Below are 20,883 nucleotides of genomic sequence, written 5' to 3' on the forward strand. Positions count from 1 at the left end.
TAACGGCAGAGTCCTTTCTATCGTGAGTCGCTAGTTGTGAATTCGCTCGTTTATAGTTATTCCGTATGCACCGTCGGGCAGTGGAGTACGAATTTCACGAACTTCTCCATCTTCTGTTGTCTGCAAGCTAAGGTCAAGAATATATGGTGTCATTCTGTGCCTGTTTTTATCCAGTACGATTTCAACTTTAGGTTTGAGCTTTCGCCCGGGGTGCGTGCTGACCACCCAAGCCACTTCACCGGTATTCAATTCGACCAGTGTGCCAGGAGGGTAGATGCCGATCATCCGGATGAACGCCTCCACAAAATCGGCGTCAAACTGTTGGCCGCGGTTCTGGTAGAGAATTTTGAGAGCTTCGGCGGGAGAGCGTCCGTCCCGGTAACAGCGGTCGCTGGTAATGGCATCGTAGGTATCGACGATGGATATTAGCCGGGCAAAACGGCTGATCTGGGATTCTGGCAGGTGTGTCGGGTAGCCATGGCCATCCACTCGTTCGTGATGGTGCAGGGTCACATCCCGAATGATGGGCTCCAGACTTTCATCTTGCTTGAGTAAGTTGAAGCCGTGCGTGGTATGTGACTGCATGATGACGTATTCATCAGGTGTCAGCGGGCCGGGTTTGTTCAGGATGGCGCTGGGCACCTTAAGCTTGCCTAAGTCGTGTAGCAGCCCGCACATGCCGGCAGTTTCGATGTCTTCATCCGGCATGCCCAGGAATCGCGCGAACGCGATGGCGTAAACGGCCACCCTCAGGCAGTGCTCAGCGGTGTAAGCGTCCCGGTTTTTGATCCGCCCCATCCAGAGCATGGCACTGGCGTTGGCTTTGACACTTTCAACACAGGATTTGATGAGAGTGCGGGCTTGGCCAAGCTCCAGAGTGTTGTTCTCAATAATGTCTACGGTGATTTTGTCGACAAAATCCTGGGTTCGGCTCCAGGTTTCTTTCGCACGCGGGAACTCTTGTTCCAGAGTGCGGGTTTCCGGCATGGGTTCAGTGGTCTTCTGGCGAAGCTGGGGGATTTTGCTTAGAACGGGTGCCAGCTTGGTTTCTTCATCTTCCACAACAACCCACGAACAATACTGGCGTAAAACCTTGGCTTCTTCGGGGGTGGACAAGGTGAAGCCCTGAAACAACACCGGAACATCATTCCAGGGGCGGTCCAGCTGCACAACACGCATGCCCAGTTGTAACAAATCCACAGGAATGCGGGCCCTGTGTAAGAACGTCTCTGTCCGAGCGCCTGCGCGCCCGGCTGCGGTTGGGGGCACTTGCCCATTCCCTGGGTGATCTTTGAACGACATAGACCAGCTCACATTTCCTGAATTCTTATCAGAATAGAGTACGGTGGTTTAGCTGGCAATGTTGAGCCTTGGAATTTCCCGTTTCGGGCAGCGATCCATAACTACTTTTAAGCCGGCTTGCTCGGCCCTTTCCGCTCCGGCTTCATTGATGACACCGATTTGCAGCCAGAGTACCGGAATGTTTTCGGCTATCGCTTGGTCGATCACCGCATCGGTGCGCTCCGGGGCTAGAAAGAGTTCTGCCATATCGACAGGTTCCGGAATTGAGGAAAGATCTGCGTAAACGATTTCACCAAGAACCTGTTTGCCCGCAAGCCGCGGGTTAACCGGGATAATCCGGTAGCCTTGGCGTTGCAGGTACTCCATTACTTCGTGGGATGGCCGGCTGGTTTTCTCACTGGCACCTACCAGGGCAATGGTGCGAACGCTGGTTAGAATATCTCGAAGGCCTTGATCGTTCTCAATGGGCACAAGTGTTCTCCTTGAAATTGCGATGGCGTGGTTACAAAAGAATGTCCAGCGCCTCAATGACCGGCGGGTTTTTGTCCGCCAGAGCGTCGAGCACCGGTTTATGCAAACGCCTTTTGTGCTCGGCAAAAATGGCGCGACCTTTTTTGAAGCTTCTTGCAAACTCTAACGCGGCATCGTTCAAAGCATCAACTGAATCGAAGGTTCGGTCTATAAACCTGGCGCCAGCGAGTTCCTCTGCGGTCACGCGCCGCCCGGTCAGAACCATATCGTTGAAGGTGTGTTGTGGCATGGCTTTGAGAACTACGTCGATCAGGGCAGGCAGGAACGGAATGTTCATGTCGACCTCCGGGAAGCACACGTAGCCCCGGTTGCTGCGCATAAACCGGAAGTCGCAGGCGGCGGCAATCACAACCCCGTTGCCAAAGGTATGGCCATTGATGGCGGCAATAATCGGCATGGGGTACTGCAACATGACGCGGTAAATCTCATCCATGGTGGACAAGAAAGCTTTTACGTCGTCCCTGTTGCCCTTCTGGATGCTGCCCAGTAACCAGCTGACATCAATGCCCTGACTCCAGTTTTTCTCGTCGCTTGAGGTCAGTATCAGTGCTTTGTAGGTTTTGTCATCAACGACTTGGTTTAGCAGGGCCAAAAGCTGCTGTGCGAAGGCGAGATTGTTGGTGTTGCTTCCATTGTCCATGGAAAGGATCGCGACGCGATCCTTACGGCGAAGGCTGAGTGGTGGCATGTAACTGTGTCTCAAACAGGCGTAACCACATCATCACGGCACCCTTCGTGCGCGTGACGATGTGGTGGGTTGTTTTACTCGTCGTCAGGCCAGCCGGCTAGCGGCGGCACTGGGCCTTTCACGTAAGCATCGGGGGCTTGCACAAAGAGATCCTGCATCAAATCCTTTTTGGTGAACTCCGGATTGGCCCGGTAATGCTCGAACTCTTCAACGCCTTGGGTGCGTAGAAAATCCTCGTCGATGAGCAACTGACCGGTCACCTCGCGACCCTGTGTTTTCAACACGGCCAGAGCCGCATCGGCCATGATTTTGGGTGTACGGGCCCGCTCCATGGTTTCCTTACCGGCAAACGCAATGGCATCGGTACGAATAACGGTGCGTGGCCACAGAGCGTTGACCGCAATACCGTAGCGCTTGAATTCATCGGACATGCCCAGGGTCAACATCGACATGCCGTATTTGGTCAAGGTGTAGGGCGCGTGGTTGCGAATCCAGCTGCGGTCGAGATCCAGTGGTGGAGAAAAGCTCAGAATGTGCCCGTTTTCAGACTTCTTCAGATGCGGCAGTGCCTTTTGGCTGAGCAGAAACACCGCACGGAAGTTAATCTGCATCATCAGGTCGAGCTTTTTCAGCGGCGTGGATTCAACGCCGGATAGGGCGATGGCACCCGCGTTGTTGATAATGCCATCAATGCCGCCGAAGGTTTCAACCGTTTTGGCGATCAGGTTGTCGACGTCTTCTTCGCTTCGGACATCTACCTTGATGGCCAGGCCTTGGCCGCCTGCTTCCTCGACTTCTTTGGCAACAGAATGAATGGTGCCTTTCAGTGTCGGGTGGGGCTGGTCAGATTTGGCCGCGATAACAATGTTGGCGCCTTCGGCCGCGCAGGCCAATGCGACTTCCCGGCCTATTCCGCGACTGGCGCCAGTGATGATGATGGTCTTATTTTTTAGTGAACTCATGACAGCTCCTGAACAGTGAAGGCTAACACCGGAGCAGCGCTCATCCGATCAGGCTGCTGGATTCGCAAACGACGACCGAAGGCTGCTGTTAGCCGGTACTCGCCTATCCTGTCGCAACCTTAACCGTTTTCCAGCAGCCAAAAACGCCAATCTAAGTAGGGTAATGTGCCAAATTCATCCGCGGTTGCTCGAAATCAGCGTCAGGAACTCGCTGCGGGTTGCTTGGGATTTGCGGAATTGGCCCAGCATCATCGAGGTTTTCATGCGGCTATTCTGCTTTTCAACACCGCGCATCATCATGCACATATGTTGTGCTTCGATCACCACCCCGACACCCTTCGCGCCGGTTACGCTTTCAACGGCTTCGGCAATTTGCCGTGTCAGGTTTTCCTGGATTTGCAGGCGGCGGGCGTACATATCTACGATACGCGCAAACTTGGAGAGCCCCAGCACCTTACCTTGCGGCAAATAAGCGATGTGGCATTTGCCGATGAACGGAAGCATATGGTGTTCACACATGCTGTAAAGCTCGATGTCCTGGACCACCACCATTTCATCCATAGCTGACTCGAACACTGCATTATTCACCAGGCTCTGCAGGTCCTGTTGATAGCCACGCGTTAAAAACTGCATGGCTTTTGCAGCACGGGCTGGGGTGTCCATCAGGCCTTCGCGGCTGGGGTTTTCTCCCAAGCCTTCCAGAATCGCGTGGTAATGGCCGGTAAGATCATCAAGAGGTAGAGACATAGTGGTTCCCGATAGTGTGCCTGTCAAAGTGTGAAGCTTAAGGCAAATCGCGCTTCACCTCCATGATTTAGGCTGTTCGGTGGTTCTGAGCGAGGGCAAGGATGCCGGGGCGAGGTGGCCAGTGATGGAGCTTTGCACTAAAGTTGTTTGTTCACAGGGGGTGTAAGGGCAAATCATGGGTCAGTTTATGTCGGGGTCAATGGCAGGAACGTGTGAAATGGCTGCCACGTTAGAGGCTTGGCAACAAACGGGAAAGTGGTTCAGCTATGGTGGCCATGCCGTTTTTAGCCGCATGGCAGGCCAGGGCGAAGCGTTAGTGCTGCTGCATGGTTTCCCTTCGGCCAGTTGGGACTGGAGTCGGCTCTGGCCGATGTTGACCCGGCACTATCAGGTATTGGCGTTGGATATGCTGGGTTTCGGATTTTCCGATAAGCCGCAATCTTACCGTTACAGCATTGAAGACCAAGCGGATTTGGTTCAGGGCTGGTTGGAAGGGCTCGGGTTGCCGGAAGTGCACCTGATGGCACACGACTACGGCACTTCTGTGGTGCAGGAACTGTTGGCGAGAGATCAGGAAGGCGCCTTGGGGTTTCGGATCAGCAGCGTATGTTTGTTGAATGGCGGCCTCTTTCCCGAAGTGCACTCTCCTTTATTCATACAGAAAGTGCTGAAGAGTCCGTTGGGCGGGTTTATCAGTCGGGGGCTTACCAAAGCCACTTTTGAGCGAAGTTTTCGGCGACTGTTTGGTGCAGACAATCAGCCAGACGGTGACGATCTGCTGGATTTCTGGCATTTGCTGAATTACAACAACGGCCGCGGCATTCTGCACGAGCTTATCCAGTTTATGGAAGAGCGCCGTTGCCATCGCAATCGGTGGGTGGGTGCGCTGCAGCAGGCGAATCAACCGATGCGGCTCATTTCAGGTATGGCAGACCCGGTATCGGGTGCCGCCATGGTCAGGCGCTACCGTGAGCTGGTGCCCTCGGCAGATGTGGTCAGTCTCAGGCGTGTGGGGCATTACCCGCATTTTGAGAAGCCTTGGGACGTGTTTTCGGCTTACCGAGATTTCAGAACGAACCTTTTAACACCGCCGGAGCAGGGTTAAGCCACCTCGCCGCCTTTGCTGATCGGAGGCAAGGGCTCTTCCTCGACCGAGGCCACCACCGAGTCGGGTTTAGGTGCGTTTACAATCTGGTTGCGGCCCTGATGTTTGGCGGTATACAGCGCCTGATCGGCCCGGTTGAGCCAGGTCGACCAGGTTTCACCTTGGCAAACTTCGGCCACGCCGGCGCTGGCGGTTACCCGGATACCTTCCAGAAAGGGTGTGGCACTGATGCTACTTAATAATTGGTGAGCCAGAGTGTCGGCATCCTTTTGGCGGGTTTCCGGCAGCACGATCATGAATTCTTCACCGCCGATACGGAACAGTTGATCGTTCTCCCGCAGCCGTTTCCGAATGCGTAGAGCGAGCTCTTTCAGAACTTTGTCACCCGCCAGATGACCCCATTGGTCATTGATAACCTTGAAGTAGTCCAAGTCCAATATTACCAGGCTTGAAACTCGTTCGTAGCGTTCGCGCATCTGGATCTGGCTGTTGAGGATATCGGCAAGCTGAGAGCGGTTCAGGCAGCCGGTGAGCGGATCGGTGGTGGCCAGCTTTGTCAGTTCTTGTTGCATGCGTCCGACCAGCCAGGCAAACACCATGGCAAACACACAGCTCAAACCAAGGGAGAAGGTGATGCGCCAGAAATCGGCTTCTGAAAACTTCAGGAACGAGGTTACCGACATGACCGTGACAAACAGAATGTTGCAAACACCCGCTTCTTTCAGAGGGAGCAGGAAGAACAAAGCGATGGCGGCCGGATAGGCCCAGTACAGGCCTGCGTGCCCGTTGATGGCGGTGGAATAGGCGGCGGAAACCACGGCCAGAATCGGGAATAGCCAGCCCTTCAGAAAATACCGGCCGGTCAGCCGCAAACAGCCGATAACGAGCACTGCATTGGCACAGAATAAGGCTAAAAGCCCGGCGAGTAAGTGATTGCCATGCTGCCACTGAATGAGAATCAGTGGAACGACGGCGATAAAAGCCCAGAAGTGCAAGTGGTAAACCAATTGCCGCCTGAACCCCAGCACCGCGAGGTTGGGGTTAGACTGCATGGTTTCTGGCGAGGACAGAAGGTTCACACTCAGCTCCGGCTGATCATCTACGGCACGCACCCTGTGCCTTTGTTGATTAGAGTCTAGCACGGTAGTTTTCGCTTAGAAGTCGAAATTGGATTGTTTTTAACGTCAATATTGACGATTTATGCACAATACCAATGGGTGCCATGAATTTTGTTCAGTTGGCTGTACCCTTGAGCCTTCGTTAAACTCCTGCCAGCTAACGAGAGGATATCGAATGACTGCAGTTCATACCCGTGCCCCGGCACTCACGATCCGAGCTGGCCGCCGCGCCTTGGAACGGCTGCGACAGAAACCACTGGAAGTGTCAGATGTACATGTGGTTCCAGGCGCTGCCGGAGGCCCGAAAGCGCTGGGCATCAGCGGTCTGGACAAGGCCATATTCGGAGAGTGGCTGGCCGGTGCCGAGCAGGAAATTGCGCTGATTGGTTCATCGATAGGGAGTTGGCGTTTTGCTGCTGTGGCTTCCTCTGACAACCCTCGCGCCCAATTGAGCAAGTTGGCGGAGCTATACACCCAGCAGCGTTTCAGCAAAGGCGTTAGTGCCGAGGAAGTCAGTCGCAAAAGTGTCGCGTTCTTGCAAGAGCTGCTTGGTGGTCGGGAAGATTACCTGTTGGCCCATCCGGTGTACCGGCTGAGTGTCGTGGTAGTGCGGAGCCTTGGGTTGCTGCAGCATGATTCGAAAGGCCGCTTGGGTATGGGGCTGATGAGCGCTATCAGTGCCAATATGCTCAGCCGTCGCCACCTGAGCCGATTCATGGAGCGGGGCTTTGTACACGATGCCCGGCAAAAAACACCGATATCCACCCACGCCGAGTTCCCACGCCATGAAGTGGCTCTGACCCCTGATAATTTGCTATCAGCCTTGCTGGCCTCGGCATCTATCCCGATGGTGATGTCGGCGGTGCACAACATTCCGGGAGCCCCGGCCGGGGTCTACCGTGACGGCGGGCTGCTGGATTACCACCTTGATCTGCCATATGAGCAGCCCGGGATTGTGCTTTACCCGCACTTTACCGATCGAGTGGTACCGGGATGGTTTGACAAGACATTGCCGTGGCGCAAGGGCGACGCCACTCGCCTGCAAGATGTGCTTTTGTTATCACCGTCCCGAGACTATTTGGACGCCTTGCCGGACCGCAAACTGCCGGATCGGAAGGATTTCGAAACCTACCTGGGGGACGATGCCGGGCGGGAGAAGTCTTGGCGCCGGGCCATTGCCGAGAGCGACCGCCTCGGGGACGAGTTTTTGGAGCTGCTCGCGACAGGGCGGCTTTTGGAGCAGGTTCAGCCCCTGTGAAACACTAATCCACGTCTGGGGATTTGATCTGTGCGCTAAGCCGAAACCCGGCGATACCTCTTACCGGGTCGGTTAAGGCTATCAATCGCAGGGTAACCGGAATGGATTGCTCAGCATGCTCACCCACTAGGGCGAGATCGGCCTGAGTCATGTCCTGGTCAGTGCGGGCAGCTTCCAGACATTCCGTAAAACGCTGCTGGTCGGCCTGCGCGACCAGCTGCTGGAAGGGAGTTTGGTCCAAATCGGACGGTGCTTGCTTGAATATGTCGGCCGCGAGGGCCGAGATGTAGGAAATTTGGCCCTGTTCGTCCAGCTCAGCAATCAGGTTGCCCGACAGATTGATTAAATCCCGTGACCGACTCTCGCTGTCGTTGAGTGCTTGTCTTAGAACGAGTTTTTCAACGTTCAGGTTGGCGATTTTCTGGTTTTGGATCTTCAGCTCTTTTTGTTGCCGCCTTGCTAGCTTGCGTTGCTGGTGATTGCGCCAGCACAAGTAGAGCGACAGAAAAAAGGCCAGCAAGGACAATGCTATACCGCTTATAAGGATCAGCCAGCGGGAACGTTTAGCGGGCGCGGTGAGCAGTTGGGCGTCGGGCAGTGTGGTAACCATTGATCGATTGCCATCGACATTCAGTTCACTACGCAGAGCATGGCGGTTCATGGGCGTGTGGATGGAGCCAAGCTCCAGTAGCGGTCTTTTGGTGTGTCGGTCCAGGGTGTCAATGCGTAGGCGCAGGTGTTGTGGCATGGCTTTCGCCAGTGGCACCTTTAACAGGGATACATCGTTCCCGTGCCGGTATAACTGATCGAGCACCATGAGAACCAGTGTTCGGTGCTGTTGCTGATAATGTTGATAGGCTAGGGTTTCGGCTTGGGATGCAACGCGTGTGGCGACGGATACACTGAGCGTAGTTCCAACCAGCAGAATAACCACGGGCACCCATAAGCCAGACCAAAGAGCCCCGCGGATTCTCGAAAATAGTGTCGTGCTGTCCAGGCTGCTGCCCATGCCAGGACCCTCCCTCAGGCTTTCCGTTGGTCAGCCAATCCACAATAGACCAGTCTGCACCATCGGAAAAGCGAGAGAGACTTAATAACTGCTGTTACGAGCGCCGCCGTAGACCAGCAAAAACGTCAGAAAGGCCGTGACCACAACCGATGGGCCTGCCGGTGTGTCCAAGTGCCACGACAAGGTCAGGCCGCCTGAAACCGCGATAAATCCGAAAACAATTGCCAGGCCCAGCATGTGTTCCGGTGTTTTTGCCAAGCGCCTTGCTGTGGCCGCGGGAATGATCAGCAAAGCGGTAATCAACAGCACGCCTACGATTTTCATCGCCACCGCAATAACCAGAGCGAACATTAACATCAACGCCAGTCGAAGCCGCTCTACCGGGATGCCTTCCACGCGCGCGAGCTCCTCGTGGATGGTACTCATCAACAACTGTCGCCACAGCAGTGCCAACAGCGCGAGCACCACGGCGGCACCGCCGTATATCCAGAGCAGGTCCTGGCGACTCATTGCAAGTAGGTCGCCGAACAGCAACCCGGTAAGATCAACGCGGATATCCGGCATAAAACTGAGTGTTACCAGGCCGATGGCCAGCGCGCTGTGGGCCAGAATACCCAGCAAGGTATCGGTGGCCAGAGCTCGGGTTCGGGAGAGCAGCACCAAAGCCAGTGCAATGAGCAGGCAGGTGATGATCACGCCAAGATTGAGCGGAATGCTGATTAGAAAGCTTAACGCGATGCCCAGCAGGGCCGAGTGGGCCAGAGTATCCCCGAAGTAGGCCAAACGCCGCCACACCACAAAGCAGCCGAGAGGACCGGCTACCAGAGCGACCCCAAGCCCTCCAAGCAATGCCCGCCAGAAAAAGTCACCCAGAATCAGATCAATGATGTTCATGGTTGCAGGCTCCGTGAGGTTCGTTTTCCGTGACGACGTCGCCGTGCAGGTCGTGGCTGTGATTGTGCCGGTGGTGGTAAACCGCCAGTGATTCAGCTACCTGGTGACCAAAGGTTTCGATGAAAGCCGGATCATGGGAAATATCCGCCGGGTGTCCGCTGCAGCAAATGTGCTGGTTCAGGCAGATAACCTGGTCGGTGGCGGCCATCACCAGATGAAGATCGTGGGAGATCATAATCACGCCGCAGTGCAGTTCGTCTCTGAGTTCTCGGATGAGTTCGTACAAAGCGGCCTGACCGTTGATATCGACCCCTTGAGCCGGCTCATCGAGCACCAATAAATCGGGTTGACGGGCAAGGGCGCGTGCCAGCAGCAAACGTTGTTTTTCACCGCCGGACAGATGATGTACCGAGGCATTGAGCAAATGCCCCACTCCGGTGCGCCGCAATGCTGCTTCACAGGCAGTTAGTGGGCGCCCACTTAGCAACATGAAACGTTTAACGCTTAAAGGCAGAGTCGCCTCGAGGGAGAGGTGTTGGGGAACGTATCCGATGACCAGATCCGGTGCCAGGGATACTTGGCCACTGGTGGCTTTCTGGATACCCAGAATGGTTTTGATCAGGGTGGTTTTCCCTGCGCCGTTGGGGCCGATGATGGTAATGATATCGCCACGGCCAACCGCAAGATTAACCTGATCGACCACGACCCGTTCATCAAAGCGCACCGTTAACTGATTCAGCTGTACCAAGTGTTCAGGCATGGCCGGTGTTTCCCTGGCAGCTTGGGCACAAACCGGAAATTTCCAGTGTGATGTCTTCGACCTGGAAAGCTTCGGCTTTGGCGGCAGCCTCAATTGCTTTGGTCACAGTGTCCACGGCCAACTCCAGCACAATGCCGCACTCACGGCAGATCAGAAAGGTGCTGCGATGATGCTCTCCGGCATGGGCACAACCGATAAAGGCATTCAAAGACGAGATGCGATGTATCAGGCCGTATTGCAGCAGGAAGTCCAGCGCCCGGTACACGGTGGGTGGGGCGGCCTTGTGCCCTTCAGCCCCGAGCTGGGCCAGAATGTCGTAAGCGCCCAGAGGCTTATGGGATTGCCAGATCAACTCGAGAACCCGTTCCCGAATGGGGGTCAGACGGGCATTCTGCTGGCGACAAATCTCTTGTGCGTCAGTCAGAGCTTGGCTGACGCAGGTTTGATGATTGTGAGGGCGGTACGGAAGCGCGCGCTCTGACATGGGGTGGCTCCTGCAAAATTTGCAACATTATAACATTTGCAGGGCGGCTCGCTATGGGGGCTCGCCGTAACGTCAGGGTTTTGCGTTTACCGCCAGTGATTCCAGATATTCAAGGTTCGGAATCCAGGCGGCTTCGCCGTCAACTTCAACTTGCATCAGGTCGGCGGGCCCGGGCTGTGCGTCCACTTTCTTGATTTCGGGTTCGGTCAGGCGGGTTTGACTGGGAATGCCCTGAGTTACCAACGCCATGAATGGCAGCTGGCTATGGTTGGGGCCGATGGTGTTGATCACGATAATTCGGCCCCGGTTGCCGCCGGGTACGACCAGCTCTTTACCATTGGCGGCATCGTAGGAGATCACCGGCAGGCTGAGGCCGCGCCAGTCGATGAAACCGACCAGCCAATCGGGTGTGCCCCGATCCGTTTTGGTGTTGTTCAGATCAACAACTTCCGCGATGGATACGTTCGGAAGCAGCAATTGCCGGTCGCTGACCGGCACGATTACGCAGGATAGGGATTGGCTGTTTTCTTTCATAGCGTGTGTCCTCAGGCGGAATCCCGTTTGTGCCGGCTCTTGAGCAGGCAGTTGTTCTTGATGGTTTTAAGCAGTTCTTCAGCCAATTGTTCCGGTGTGCCACGAAAGCTGGTGCAGCCAGTTGCTGCGACGGAGTCCGGCATAGAACTGTTGCCGCAGCTCTCGCTTTCCTGCGCCCAGATGTGGCTACCGTAGGCTTTCAGCATGGGGGCCGCAAGCGCTCCATCGTTGCCCATGCCTGAAAAGAGAATGGCGTGGCAGTGTTTGCCGAAATGGTCGGCCACATTGAGCAGCACCTGATCAATGGATGGGCCGTATGGTCCGGGCCAGGGTTTGTCCAGCTGCAGGAGACGACCTTCTGAATCGAAAGACCACTCCTGTTCGACCGGCATCAAGACCACATCACCGTTCTGTATCCGATAGCCTTGCTCGGCCTTTTTAAGTTGATAGTGGGCGTGTCGGCCCAATACCCGAGTCAGAACATCGGTAAAATTTCCATCAATGTGCTGTGCGTAAACAAATCCTACCGGCAAACCCGGCGGCAGCTGGTCCAAAAAGGCTTTTACAGCGGCGGGGCCGCCGAGAGAAGCACCGAGTATCCAGATTTCGCTGGCCAGTGAACCCGGCGGTGCGGGTGTGACGGAACTTGGCAGGCTCGCCGGCCGTTCAGGAGCCGGCTCGCAATCCACCAGTTCTTCCAGATCGCAAGCGCTATCAAATGCTTCCAGAGGCCCCAGCTGTTTTTCCAGTTTGTTCTGAAGGCGCCTTTCCCAGCGAACAAACTCTTTGCTGCCAGGTTTGGGCGCAAGATCGACACCGAATAGAACGGGTGCATCGGTGTGACCGAGCAAGTGGTCGAAAAAGGTCGGATGGTCTGCTTCATCTTGCAGTGTGACCAGCCACAAATCAGCCTCCGGAAACTCCGGGTAATCGATCAATCGATCGGGATCACCCGCAAAGCAGCTGTCCAAACCGAACTTGCCAACGGCTTCCTGAAGCCGCCGGCGCTGCAACGCGTCATCGGAAACGACCCCGACCTTTGGTCGGCCAGTCTGGCCGGACATCACTCGCTCTCAGTCAGCCGTTTGATGGTTTCAAGCAGCACGGTTTCCTGGAAAGGCTTGCCAAGGTACTCGTTCACACCAATGGACAGAGCTCGCTCGCGGTGTTTTTCGCCGGTTCGGGAGGTGATCATGCAAATCGGCGTATGTTTGAGCGTTTCATCATGGCGCACAAAGCTAGCAACTTCGAAGCCGTCCATACGCGGCATCTCGATATCCAGCAAGATGACATCCGGGCGGTGGTCTTGAAGCTGTGCCACCGCATCCAGGCCATCTTTTGCCGTGATCACTTCCATGCCGTTCCGTTCCAGCAGGCGTGAAGTCACCTTCCGTACCGTAACCGAATCGTCCACTACCATGACCGTGGTCACTTGCTCTTCGAAGCGGCTGGTTGTGCGTTCCTTGGCCAGGTTGGCCAGGCGCTGGCGGTCAGACAGCACGTCCGAACGGATCATGGCTGGCAGGTCGAGAATCACCACCACGTTACCGTCACCCAAAATAGTGGCACCGGATACACCGCGCACCGTGCTGAACTGCGGGCCGAGGGATTTAACGACGATCTCGCGGCTACCCATCAGGTGATCCACTTGCAGCGCCAGTGGCTGCTCGGCACCGCGCACGAGAATGACCGGCAGCGGCAGCGCCTGACCTTGCAGCTTGGGATGATGGTCGCTGTTCAACAGGTTGCCGAGGTACTGCAAGCGGTATTTCTGACCTGCGTACTCGTACATGGGTGCATCGGGTTTGTAATACTCTTCGAGTTCGTAGGTGCTGACCCGAACGATACCCTCGATGGTGTTCAGCGGGATGGCGTAGAAATCTTCGCCCGTGGCCACCATGAGGGCGCGGTTCACCGATACGGTGAATGGTAAACGTACGGTGAACGTAGTGCCACGACCCAATGACGAATCGATATCGAGGCTGCCACCGAGCTGTTTGATCTCGCTGGCGACTACGTCCATACCAACGCCACGGCCGGAAATCTGGGTTACTTTTTCGGCGGTGGAGAAGCCGGGCTGCAAGATAAATTGCAGGATTTCCCGCTCAGAAAGCGCTTCGTTTTCGTGCATCAAGCCCTGACGAATCGCTTTGTCGCGAATCACATCGGCGGGGATGCCTTTGCCGTCATCGATCATGCGAAGCACCACATCACCGCCCTCGCGGGTCAGCGAGAGAACCACTTCACCGGTTTCAGGTTTACCGGACTGACGGCGTTCCTGCGGGGTTTCAATACCGTGATCCAAGGCGTTCCGCAGCATGTGTTCGAGGGGCGCGATCATGCGCTCCAGAATGCTTCGGTCCATCTCGCCTTCGGCATTGCGAACGTCGAAGTCGACTTTCTTACCCAATTCGCCACTGATCTGGCGAACAATCCGACGGAGCCGTGGGACGGTAGACGCGAATGGAACCATTCGGGTCTTCATCAGACCTTCTTGAAGCTCGGTATTGATGCGGGACTGTTGAACCAGCAGGGTTTCAGTATCGCGCACCCGGTCCGCTAATGTTTCACGCAGGTCGGCAAGGTCCGACGAGGACTCTGTGAGTGCCCGTGAAAGCTGCTGGATCGACGAATATCGGTCCATCTCGAGCGGGTCGAAGTCTTCGCCGTAATCTGCACCGTGTTCTTGTTCGGCACGGAACAGAATCTGGGTTTCGGTTTCAATATCCATTCGACGCAGCTGCTCGCGCAGACGCTCAATGGTGGCGGCCATCTCGTCGAGGGTGTGGCTGAAGTCACTGGACTGCTGCTCCAAACGGCCACGAGTGATACTGGTTTCACCGGCCAGGTTAACCAGATCGTCCAGCAACGGGGCTGATACCCGAATGGTTTCTTGTGCCGCGCGCTGAGCTTCGGCCGCCTTGTTGTTACGGAGCCTGGACGGTTTACGAGCAACAGGTTTTGGCTCGGGCTCCGGTTGCGTGACTGCGGCCTCGATGGCTTGCGGTGCAGGCGCTTCGGCGGGCTTGCTTTCTTCCGGTTCAGGAAGCGCTGTACCTTGCTCATAATGAGTACGAACCGCCGCTACGGCTGCGATAATGTCGTCATGCTGGCGGCCAATTTCCTGCCACTGCGACTCGGTTGGAGCATTGCCGCCAAGGTCGATCAACAAGGTTTCAAAGGTATGCGCTTTGTCTCCCAATCCTGAGAGCTGAGACAGGCGAGCACCCCCTTTCAGGGTATGCATGGCTCGCTGAGCCTCTTGATTGAAATGATGGTTGCTTGGCTCTTTATGCCAATCGGCCAGCAGCTGCTCGAGCTGGTCCATGATTTCATTGGCTTCTTCGAGGAAGATTTCCAGAACTTCGGGGTCTGGTGCCTCCTGGACTTGGGGTTCAGCCTGCTCGGTTTCGGAAACCGGGTCCACCATCTCGGTACTGGATTGGGACAGCGCGTCGATGAGGCTGAAATCGAGTTCTGGCCGCTGCCCGGCTTCCATGGTCGCCAGCATCGAGCGCAGGCTGTCTTGCGCGCGAACGCTCAGCGTCAGTGCGGTTTCCGCCGGTTTACTTCCGGCAAGCGTGTCGTCAAGCAACTGAGACCAGGCTTCGGCGAGGTCCGCAATGGCATCGAGATCTGACAGGCGGGCACCGCCCTTGAGGGTGTGCAGATCTTGGCGCAGTGACATGACCGCCGCAAGTTCGTCCGGTTGCTCGTGCCAATGCTCCAGGTTTTCAGCAATCGAATCGTGAATTTCCAGCCCTTCGTCGAGGAAGATGCTGAGAATATCGTCGGCTGCTGAGTCATCCTGTAGGTCGGCTTCGGCTTCGGCTTCGGCTTCGGCGTAGCTCGGAGCAATGTCTTCGTGCTCGGCTTCAACACGACTGCTGGTGCTATCGGTAGCTTCTTCGCCCTTCAGGATGGCTTGCACCTGTGCTTCCAGCTGTTTTGCTGGCGGGCAAGGCTGCTGTGTGGCCACTTGTTCGACCATTTGGGCCAGACGATCGTGGCAAGCAAACAGGGTGTCGATCATGGTGCTGCTGGCTTCCAGCTGGCCTTCAGCAACCTTTTCGAACAGGTCTTCAAGAACGTGAGTCAAATCGCCGATTGCATCTACGCCCGCCATGCGAGCGCCACCCTTCAAGGTGTGCACGTCTCTCTGCAGTTCCGCGGCAATATTGCGGTCAGATGTATTCTCGCTCCAGGTATGCAATGCGCTACCGGTGGAGTTGATCAGGTCGTAGGCTTCTTCCAGGAAGATGCCGAGCAATTCCGGGTCCAGATGGGACAGGTCCGCTACGTTGCTGTCGGCGTCTTCGTCGGCACTAATATCACCGATATCCTGCGCAGCTTCAGCGCGGTCGCCGGATTCGATGGCGGTTTCTGCCGCCGGGGCGATATCGGTGACCGGTCGGGTGCCTTGAGCATCAGTGATGTATTGCTGGATTTCAACGACCAGGTCAGGGGCCGGTTTTGGTTGATCTTGCGCTTCCAGAGCATCGACCATGCCTGCCAAGCGATCGTGACACCGGAACAGCAAGTCGGACAGCGTGTCGTTGATTGTAAGCCGCTGTTCGGTCAGACCTTCAAACAGGTTTTCCAGTTCGTGTGCCAGGTCGCCCACGGCTTCAATATCGGCCAGACGTGCGCCCCCTTTCAGGGTATGCAAATCTCTTTGCAATAGGCGCAGAATATCGATATTGCCTGTGTCGTCACTCCAGTTTTGCAGCGCTTCAGCCGTGCTATCAATCAGATCCCTGGCTTCTTCCAGGAAGATAGCCGCCAGTTCGTCGTCCATTTCACTGTCATCGGAGACGTCGGGCAGCGTGGTTTGTTGCTCATCAGCTGTCTCTAGGGCAGTGAAATCACTGTCTTCGAGACTGAGGTCTATTTCTTCCAGATCTTCGGTGAACTGTTGCTCGAACTGGTCCGGCTCATCGTTCCGGTTAACCGCATCGGTCAACGCATGAAGTTCCAGAATGACATCGTCACAGGGGTCGGTCGCCAGCCCGGCTGCCACCTGATCCATCTGGTTGATGAGCTGGTCCTGAGCTTTCCTGGCGGTTTCAAAGAATTGACCGTTACTTGGCAGGCCATACAAGGTCACTGCGCCGTACAGGCGAGTGAGTGCATCGGCCAGGTTGGCGATGTCGGCCAAGCCGACATCCGCGGCGTTGTCGGTCAGAGATTCAAGCTCGCTGCGCAGAGTGGACAGAGCGTCTTGTTGCTGAGGGTCGGCGGCCCATTCTTCCAGAATTGTTTCGGCATCCAGGACGATGTCGAGGCCTTCGCCCAAAAATAGCTGAACCAGTTGTGAAGAAACCTGATTTGCCGGCGCTACGTCGTCATCAAAAACCTGACCTTGGAATGTGGCGGTGCTGACCTTTTCGAGGTTTTCGAGGTAGTCTGCAGTGCCGTCAAGTTCGGCTTGTGGATCATTATGAATTTGCGCCAACCCGTGGCTCAGGAAATCGCTGGCTCGGGAAATTAGTTCGAGTACATCATGATCGGCCCGTTTGTTTTGCGCTCTGGCTTCTTTGATGAATCGCTCAAGAGGCGTAATGATGGCCGCAATCGGAGCAATGCCTGCCGTGTTAGCGCTGCCACGCAGGGTGTGCAGGGCTCGGGACAGATCATCGGTATAGACGGGCGCTGTCTGTTGCTGGGCTGCTTGCAGGTAATTTTTAAGGGTTTGCAGATGAGTTTGGGCTTCCTGTTCGAAAATCTCGAGCAGGACCAGATCTGCGTCTTCGGAATGCTGATGGTCAGATTCAACGCTGTCGGTTGTCGCATCAGGCAAGCTATCCGGAGTCTCCGCCGCAGGCATGGCCGAGGTGTCGAGCTCGCCACTGGCCAAGGCGTGAGCGCGGGCTTCGAGCGGTGCTGTGGCGACACTGGCCTCAACCCGATTCTCGAAATCGCTGACCAGCGCCGGGATGACTTCGGTGACATCCTGGAGCAGCGCGGCAAGGTCGTCGTTCATGAAGATGCTGCCTTCGATGATCCGATTCAGCATGTTCTCCACGGACCAGGACAACTCCCCGATCACGTCGGCACCGACCATCCGCCCGCTGCCCTTGAGGGTATGGAAGGCGCGTCTTACTTCGGCTAACGCGCTGCGATCATCGTATTGACGCAGCAGCATGGGCAGGTACTCGTTGATGGTTTCGAGTACTTCGCCGGCCTCTTCGACAAAGATTTCAAGGATCTCGTCGTCGATGAGATCGTCTTCGTCGTTTGTGGTGGGCTCGGGTGAATCGATTGCCTCAGTAACGACAGGCTCTGCCGGAGTATCGGCCGCTGATGAGTCTTCGGCTGCGTTGGTAGCCGTTTCCTGAGTTTCCGCCGGGCTGGCGGGTTCCGTGGCCGCGGTGTCAGTGCGACGGGTGGTGGCTAAAGCCTCAGCCCGAGCAATGAGTTCCGCAACGTCGCCTGTGGTTTCGCCTTGGCGGAAGTCTTGAATAAGCTCCGGAATGCGCGCATTCACGTCGTCGAGAAGCGCAAACATGTCGTCTGTGGCTTTCAGCGTCTGGTCGATTACGCGGTTCAGCAGATTTTCAACCGACCACGCCATCTCGGCAAGGCTTTCGGCGCCCACCAGTCGGCCACTGCCTTTCAGCGTGTGGTACGCGCGACGAACTTCGGTGAGGGCATCCCGGTCGGCATGATCCTTGCGCAGACGAGGGTAGTATTCCTGGATAGTACCCAGAACTTCCTCGGCTTCCTCAACGAAAATGCCGAGTATTTCATCGTCCAACAGCTCGCTGTCGGAGCCTTTTTGTGGCGAGCCAGGTTCTTCCTGGATCGGCTCAAGAACCGGAACCTCTTCGGCCTCCATGGCCTCAACCTGGCCTGCGCCATTCCATGTTGGATCTTCCCCGACAGGGAAACCGAGACTCGCCAAGCTTTCATTGGCAATGCGCAAAATGGTGTCGTTGTCGGTGATGCCTTCGGCAACCCGTTCGAGGTAGTACTCGATACTGGTTATGGCATCGGCCAGTGTGTCCAGCTGGCGCCAATCGGGCACTTGCTGGCTCGAGAGCAAGACATCGGAAATGTAACGCTCGGCCGAGTCGAGCATGTCCGGGATATGCTCAAGAGGCACCAGCCCAAGGCCGCCCCGAATGCTGTGAAGCAGCGCCGGAACGTGTTCGATTTCCTGGGTGTCCCATTGCGAGGCAATGAAGTTAACGATGGCAGACTTTGCTTGTTCCAGGGTGTTTCGGGATTCCCGGATCAGCGCTTCGTTGGCCTCTGACAGCTCACGAGAGCCGATGTTTGTCGGCTCACCCGTATCGACGCTGTCGGACACTTCGGTATGGCGATCCACATCGAGGCCGGCCAGACTGGCTTCGACATAAAGCAGAGCGCCTGCAATGTCCATCAAGGTGCCGTCATCGATGGTTTCTACTTGGTTGCACAGCTTTTCGAGCAGTTCGATTTGTTCCGTCACTACTTTGCGGGGAATACCAAGGCCGAGAATGGCCAGAGTATTGCCGACCTGACGTAGTCCGGGGAGCAGTTCGTCCAGCTCGGTGTTTTGCCGATGCTCGGCACGTACAAACAGATCGAGCTGGTCTTTCAATCGGCCAAGCTCTTCGTTTAGGGCACTGACCACCGACTGAATGGCGTCTCGGCCCGGGCCAGAAACGCGTGTGCGAGCCTCGCTGACGTCGTCATCGGAGGGCAGGGCATCCGATAGCTGATAAGCCTTCCGCAAGTAATTGACCTGCGGGCGATCGAGATCACGGGCACGAGCCACGTAGTACAGCAGGTTTTTCAATAAAGCTTCAGGAACAGGCTGAAGCAGAATGTCGGCGTGTTCGTCTGTCAGCTTGCGAATCTCACCATCGAGTTCGCGCAACAGCGATTTAACGGCGGTGTTAACCGGGTTTACGTGTGCTTCGAGAGTTTCAACAAACGCTCCGGCGGCTTTCCACAGTTCGCCCCGGGCGGTTTTTTGGCACAAGCGCGAGAGCCGGTCGATGACCTTTTGCATGTAACCGAAATGAGCGTCCAGATCTTCTTCGCGAACCACACCGGCCAGCGCAAACTGGTACATCTGCCGCAGTTTTCGCAGGTGACCCAGCACCTTGGGGTCTTGAAGGCGTTCGGATACTTTGCCGGTTACATTAAAGCGGGCTGCGGTCAGGTCCGGCTTGAACAGCGATGTATCAGACAGCAACGATTCGCCGCGAGCAGCGCGTAGGTCGTTGAGCAACGGCAACAAAACCATCGGGAAGTCGTCGCGGCTGCTGCCCAGATGCTCCAGGTATTGTGGCAACTGGAGAATGGCCTGCATCAATACTTCGAGGGCGTCATCAATGTTAACGACGGTTTCGTTCAGAATGGCCTGGGTGAGTTTCTCCATCTCTTCGGTGAGCAAGGCTGCACCGTAGAGTTCCACCATTTGCAGGGTGCCGTGCACCTGGTGAAGGTAGTTCAGGCAGAAGCGCAGGCGCGCGGTGTCGTCACGATTATCAACGTACGCTTCGAGTGCATGCTGACCTTGGGTCAGCGTGTCCTGTATTTCGCCCCGAACCCAGTCGAGGGCGATACTGTCATGGTGATTGCCCATAACCACTCCGGTTATTCTTCGTCGGACTGGCGTTTGATCCACGCCAGTACATGTTCCGAGGGAACCTTCTGCAGGCCAGGTGGCTGCCAATCGGTCAGTTCACCTTGGCCTAACACCAGTAACCCCCCCGGTGCCAGACGCTCTGAAAGCCGTCTAACAATTTCGCGCCGGCGCCAGCGGCGGAAGTAAATCAGCAGGTTCTGGCAGAAGATAATGTTCATGCCGTGCATCGGGGCTTTGTTCAGGTCTAGTACGTTGAGCCTGGCAAAGCACACCCGTTCACGGATGCTGTTCACGATTTCTACGGTATTCCGCTCGGCAGGCCGGAAGTACCGGGATTTCAGGGCCTCATCCATGCCCAGCAGCTTGCGGGCGCTGAACAAGCCGGATTTGGCTTTAACGAGTGCTGGCTGACTGATGTCCGAGCCGGTTACCCCGTACAGGGGCTGTAGACCAAGCTGTTCCATGCACTCGTTGAGCACCATCGCCAGTGTGTAAGGCTCTTCGCCGGTTGAGCACCCTACACTCCAAGCTTCCAGTGCCTGGTTTTTCAGGCCTTCCCGGGGGCGGGTCATGACATAGTCTGACACCAGCTTGCACGCGTCAGGATCACGGAAAAAACGGGTTTCCTGAACCGTCAGACGGTCTACCAAAGTGGCCCATTCCTGAATAGCGTTCGGGCCCGATACGATCTGTTCGTAATAGGCCTGATAGCTGTTGCAGCCAATTTCCCGCATCCGGATACCCAAGTTGGTTTCCAGAAACGATCTCCGGTCTGAGGTCAGGGTCATGCCTGTGCGGTGTTCCAGCAGGCTCTGCCATTGACCGAACTGCGCATCGTCCATGGCCGGGAGTTTACGCAGTGACCAGATGCCGTCTGCGGGTGCCGTTTGGTTATGTGTGTGAACCATAG

General features: G+C 56.1%; 15 protein-coding genes and 1 pseudogene. 2 read left to right on the forward strand and 14 right to left on the reverse strand.

The features are described 5' to 3' along the window. Nucleotides 1-30: 30 nt before the first annotated feature. The 5 genes and pseudogenes from DOQ08_RS12240 to folE form a co-directional block, all read right to left on the reverse strand. The gene (locus DOQ08_RS12240; RefSeq protein ID WP_264756363.1) at nt 31-1,200 is read right to left on the reverse strand and encodes an HD-GYP domain-containing protein; all 1,170 of its coding nucleotides are present in this window, start codon (nt 1,198-1,200) and stop codon (nt 31-33) included. A 150-nt stretch (nt 1,201-1,350) separates the two neighbouring features. Beyond that, nucleotides 1,351-1,773, reverse strand: a complete 423-nt coding sequence (locus DOQ08_RS12245; protein ID WP_114335233.1) for a CoA-binding protein — start codon at nt 1,771-1,773, stop codon at nt 1,351-1,353. A 31-nt stretch (nt 1,774-1,804) separates the two neighbouring features. Beyond that, nucleotides 1,805-2,521, reverse strand: a complete 717-nt coding sequence (locus DOQ08_RS12250; protein ID WP_114335234.1) for an enoyl-CoA hydratase/isomerase family protein — start codon at nt 2,519-2,521, stop codon at nt 1,805-1,807. Between the two features lie 143 nt (nt 2,522-2,664). Continuing rightward, nucleotides 2,665-3,483, reverse strand: a pseudogene (locus DOQ08_RS12255) (SDR family oxidoreductase); the annotation flags it as partial. Between the two features lie 174 nt (nt 3,484-3,657). Further along, nucleotides 3,658-4,230 (reverse strand): GTP cyclohydrolase I FolE, encoded by a 573-nt coding sequence (gene folE, locus DOQ08_RS12260; RefSeq protein ID WP_114335236.1) that lies wholly within the window; start codon nt 4,228-4,230, stop codon nt 3,658-3,660. A 217-nt stretch (nt 4,231-4,447) separates the two neighbouring features. On the opposite strand from folE, the gene DOQ08_RS12265 reads away from it, so the two are divergent. Beyond that, nucleotides 4,448-5,335 (forward strand): alpha/beta fold hydrolase, encoded by an 888-nt coding sequence (locus DOQ08_RS12265; RefSeq protein ID WP_227537648.1) that lies wholly within the window; start codon nt 4,448-4,450, stop codon nt 5,333-5,335. On the opposite strand, the gene DOQ08_RS12270 is transcribed toward DOQ08_RS12265, so the two are convergent. Further along, on the reverse strand, nt 5,332-6,414 hold the full coding sequence (locus DOQ08_RS12270) for a GGDEF domain-containing protein (RefSeq protein WP_227537651.1): 1,083 nt from the start codon (nt 6,412-6,414) through the stop codon (nt 5,332-5,334). The genes DOQ08_RS12265 and DOQ08_RS12270 overlap by 4 nt on opposite strands. Nucleotides 6,415-6,628: 214 nt before the next feature. On the opposite strand from DOQ08_RS12270, the gene DOQ08_RS12275 reads away from it, so the two are divergent. Beyond that, on the forward strand, nt 6,629-7,711 hold the full coding sequence (locus DOQ08_RS12275) for a patatin-like phospholipase family protein (protein WP_114335237.1): 1,083 nt from the start codon (nt 6,629-6,631) through the stop codon (nt 7,709-7,711). 4 nt (nt 7,712-7,715) lie between these two features. Here the strand turns inward: DOQ08_RS12275 and DOQ08_RS12280 are convergent, their stop codons facing one another. The 8 genes from DOQ08_RS12280 to DOQ08_RS12315 all read right to left on the reverse strand — a co-directional run bounded on the left by DOQ08_RS12280 (nt 7,716) and on the right by DOQ08_RS12315 (nt 20,881). After that, nucleotides 7,716-8,720, reverse strand: a complete 1,005-nt coding sequence (locus DOQ08_RS12280; protein WP_114335238.1) for a PAS domain-containing protein — start codon at nt 8,718-8,720, stop codon at nt 7,716-7,718. A gap of 81 nt (nt 8,721-8,801) precedes the next feature. After that, a complete protein-coding gene (gene znuB, locus DOQ08_RS12285) occupies nt 8,802-9,614 on the reverse strand; it encodes a zinc ABC transporter permease subunit ZnuB (protein WP_114335239.1) in 813 nt (270 codons plus the stop codon). Beyond that, nucleotides 9,601-10,374, reverse strand: a complete 774-nt coding sequence (gene znuC / locus DOQ08_RS12290) for a zinc ABC transporter ATP-binding protein ZnuC (protein ID WP_114335240.1) — start codon at nt 10,372-10,374, stop codon at nt 9,601-9,603. Before znuC ends, znuB begins: the two co-directional genes overlap by 14 nt. Then, nucleotides 10,367-10,858: a Fur family transcriptional regulator gene (locus DOQ08_RS12295; protein WP_114335241.1), complete on the reverse strand. Its 492-nt coding sequence runs from the start codon at nt 10,856-10,858 to the stop codon at nt 10,367-10,369. The genes znuC and DOQ08_RS12295 overlap by 8 nt, the downstream gene beginning before the upstream one ends. 72 nt (nt 10,859-10,930) lie before the next feature. Then, nucleotides 10,931-11,392, reverse strand: coding sequence for a chemotaxis protein CheW (locus tag DOQ08_RS12300; RefSeq protein ID WP_114335242.1), 462 nt, complete (start codon nt 11,390-11,392; stop codon nt 10,931-10,933). A gap of 11 nt (nt 11,393-11,403) precedes the next feature. Beyond that, on the reverse strand, nt 11,404-12,456 hold the full coding sequence (locus DOQ08_RS12305; protein ID WP_114335243.1) for a chemotaxis protein CheB: 1,053 nt from the start codon (nt 12,454-12,456) through the stop codon (nt 11,404-11,406). Then, complete coding sequence (locus tag DOQ08_RS12310) at nt 12,456-19,970, reverse strand: Hpt domain-containing protein (protein WP_114335244.1); 7,515 nt, start codon at nt 19,968-19,970, stop codon at nt 12,456-12,458. The genes DOQ08_RS12305 and DOQ08_RS12310 overlap by 1 nt, the downstream gene beginning before the upstream one ends. An 11-nt stretch (nt 19,971-19,981) precedes the next feature. Then, entirely contained in the window at nt 19,982-20,881 is a 900-nt protein-coding gene (locus DOQ08_RS12315) for a CheR family methyltransferase (protein ID WP_114335245.1), read from the reverse strand. Nucleotides 20,882-20,883 lie beyond the last annotated feature (2 nt).

This window comes from Marinobacter litoralis (assembly GCF_003336705.1).
Taxonomy (GTDB): domain Bacteria; phylum Pseudomonadota; class Gammaproteobacteria; order Pseudomonadales; family Oleiphilaceae; genus Marinobacter; species Marinobacter litoralis.

Coding starts and splice junctions, on each gene's coding strand:
- znuC (WP_114335240.1), bottom strand. CDS start 10,374: ATGCCTGAACACTTGGTACAGCTGAATCAGTTAACGGTGCGCTTTGAT.
- DOQ08_RS12295 (WP_114335241.1), bottom strand. CDS start 10,858: ATGTCAGAGCGCGCGCTTCCGTACCGCCCTCACAATCATCAAACCTGC.
- DOQ08_RS12275 (WP_114335237.1), top strand. CDS start 6,629: ATGACTGCAGTTCATACCCGTGCCCCGGCACTCACGATCCGAGCTGGC.
- DOQ08_RS12305 (WP_114335243.1), bottom strand. CDS start 12,456: ATGTCCGGCCAGACTGGCCGACCAAAGGTCGGGGTCGTTTCCGATGAC.
- DOQ08_RS12315 (WP_114335245.1), bottom strand. CDS start 20,881: ATGGTTCACACACATAACCAAACGGCACCCGCAGACGGCATCTGGTCA.
- DOQ08_RS12280 (WP_114335238.1), bottom strand. CDS start 8,720: ATGGGCAGCAGCCTGGACAGCACGACACTATTTTCGAGAATCCGCGGG.
- DOQ08_RS12265 (WP_227537648.1), top strand. CDS start 4,448: ATGGCTGCCACGTTAGAGGCTTGGCAACAAACGGGAAAGTGGTTCAGC.
- DOQ08_RS12310 (WP_114335244.1), bottom strand. CDS start 19,970: ATGGGCAATCACCATGACAGTATCGCCCTCGACTGGGTTCGGGGCGAA.
- znuB (WP_114335239.1), bottom strand. CDS start 9,614: ATGAACATCATTGATCTGATTCTGGGTGACTTTTTCTGGCGGGCATTG.
- DOQ08_RS12300 (WP_114335242.1), bottom strand. CDS start 11,392: ATGAAAGAAAACAGCCAATCCCTATCCTGCGTAATCGTGCCGGTCAGC.
- folE (WP_114335236.1), bottom strand. CDS start 4,230: ATGTCTCTACCTCTTGATGATCTTACCGGCCATTACCACGCGATTCTG.
- DOQ08_RS12250 (WP_114335234.1), bottom strand. CDS start 2,521: ATGCCACCACTCAGCCTTCGCCGTAAGGATCGCGTCGCGATCCTTTCC.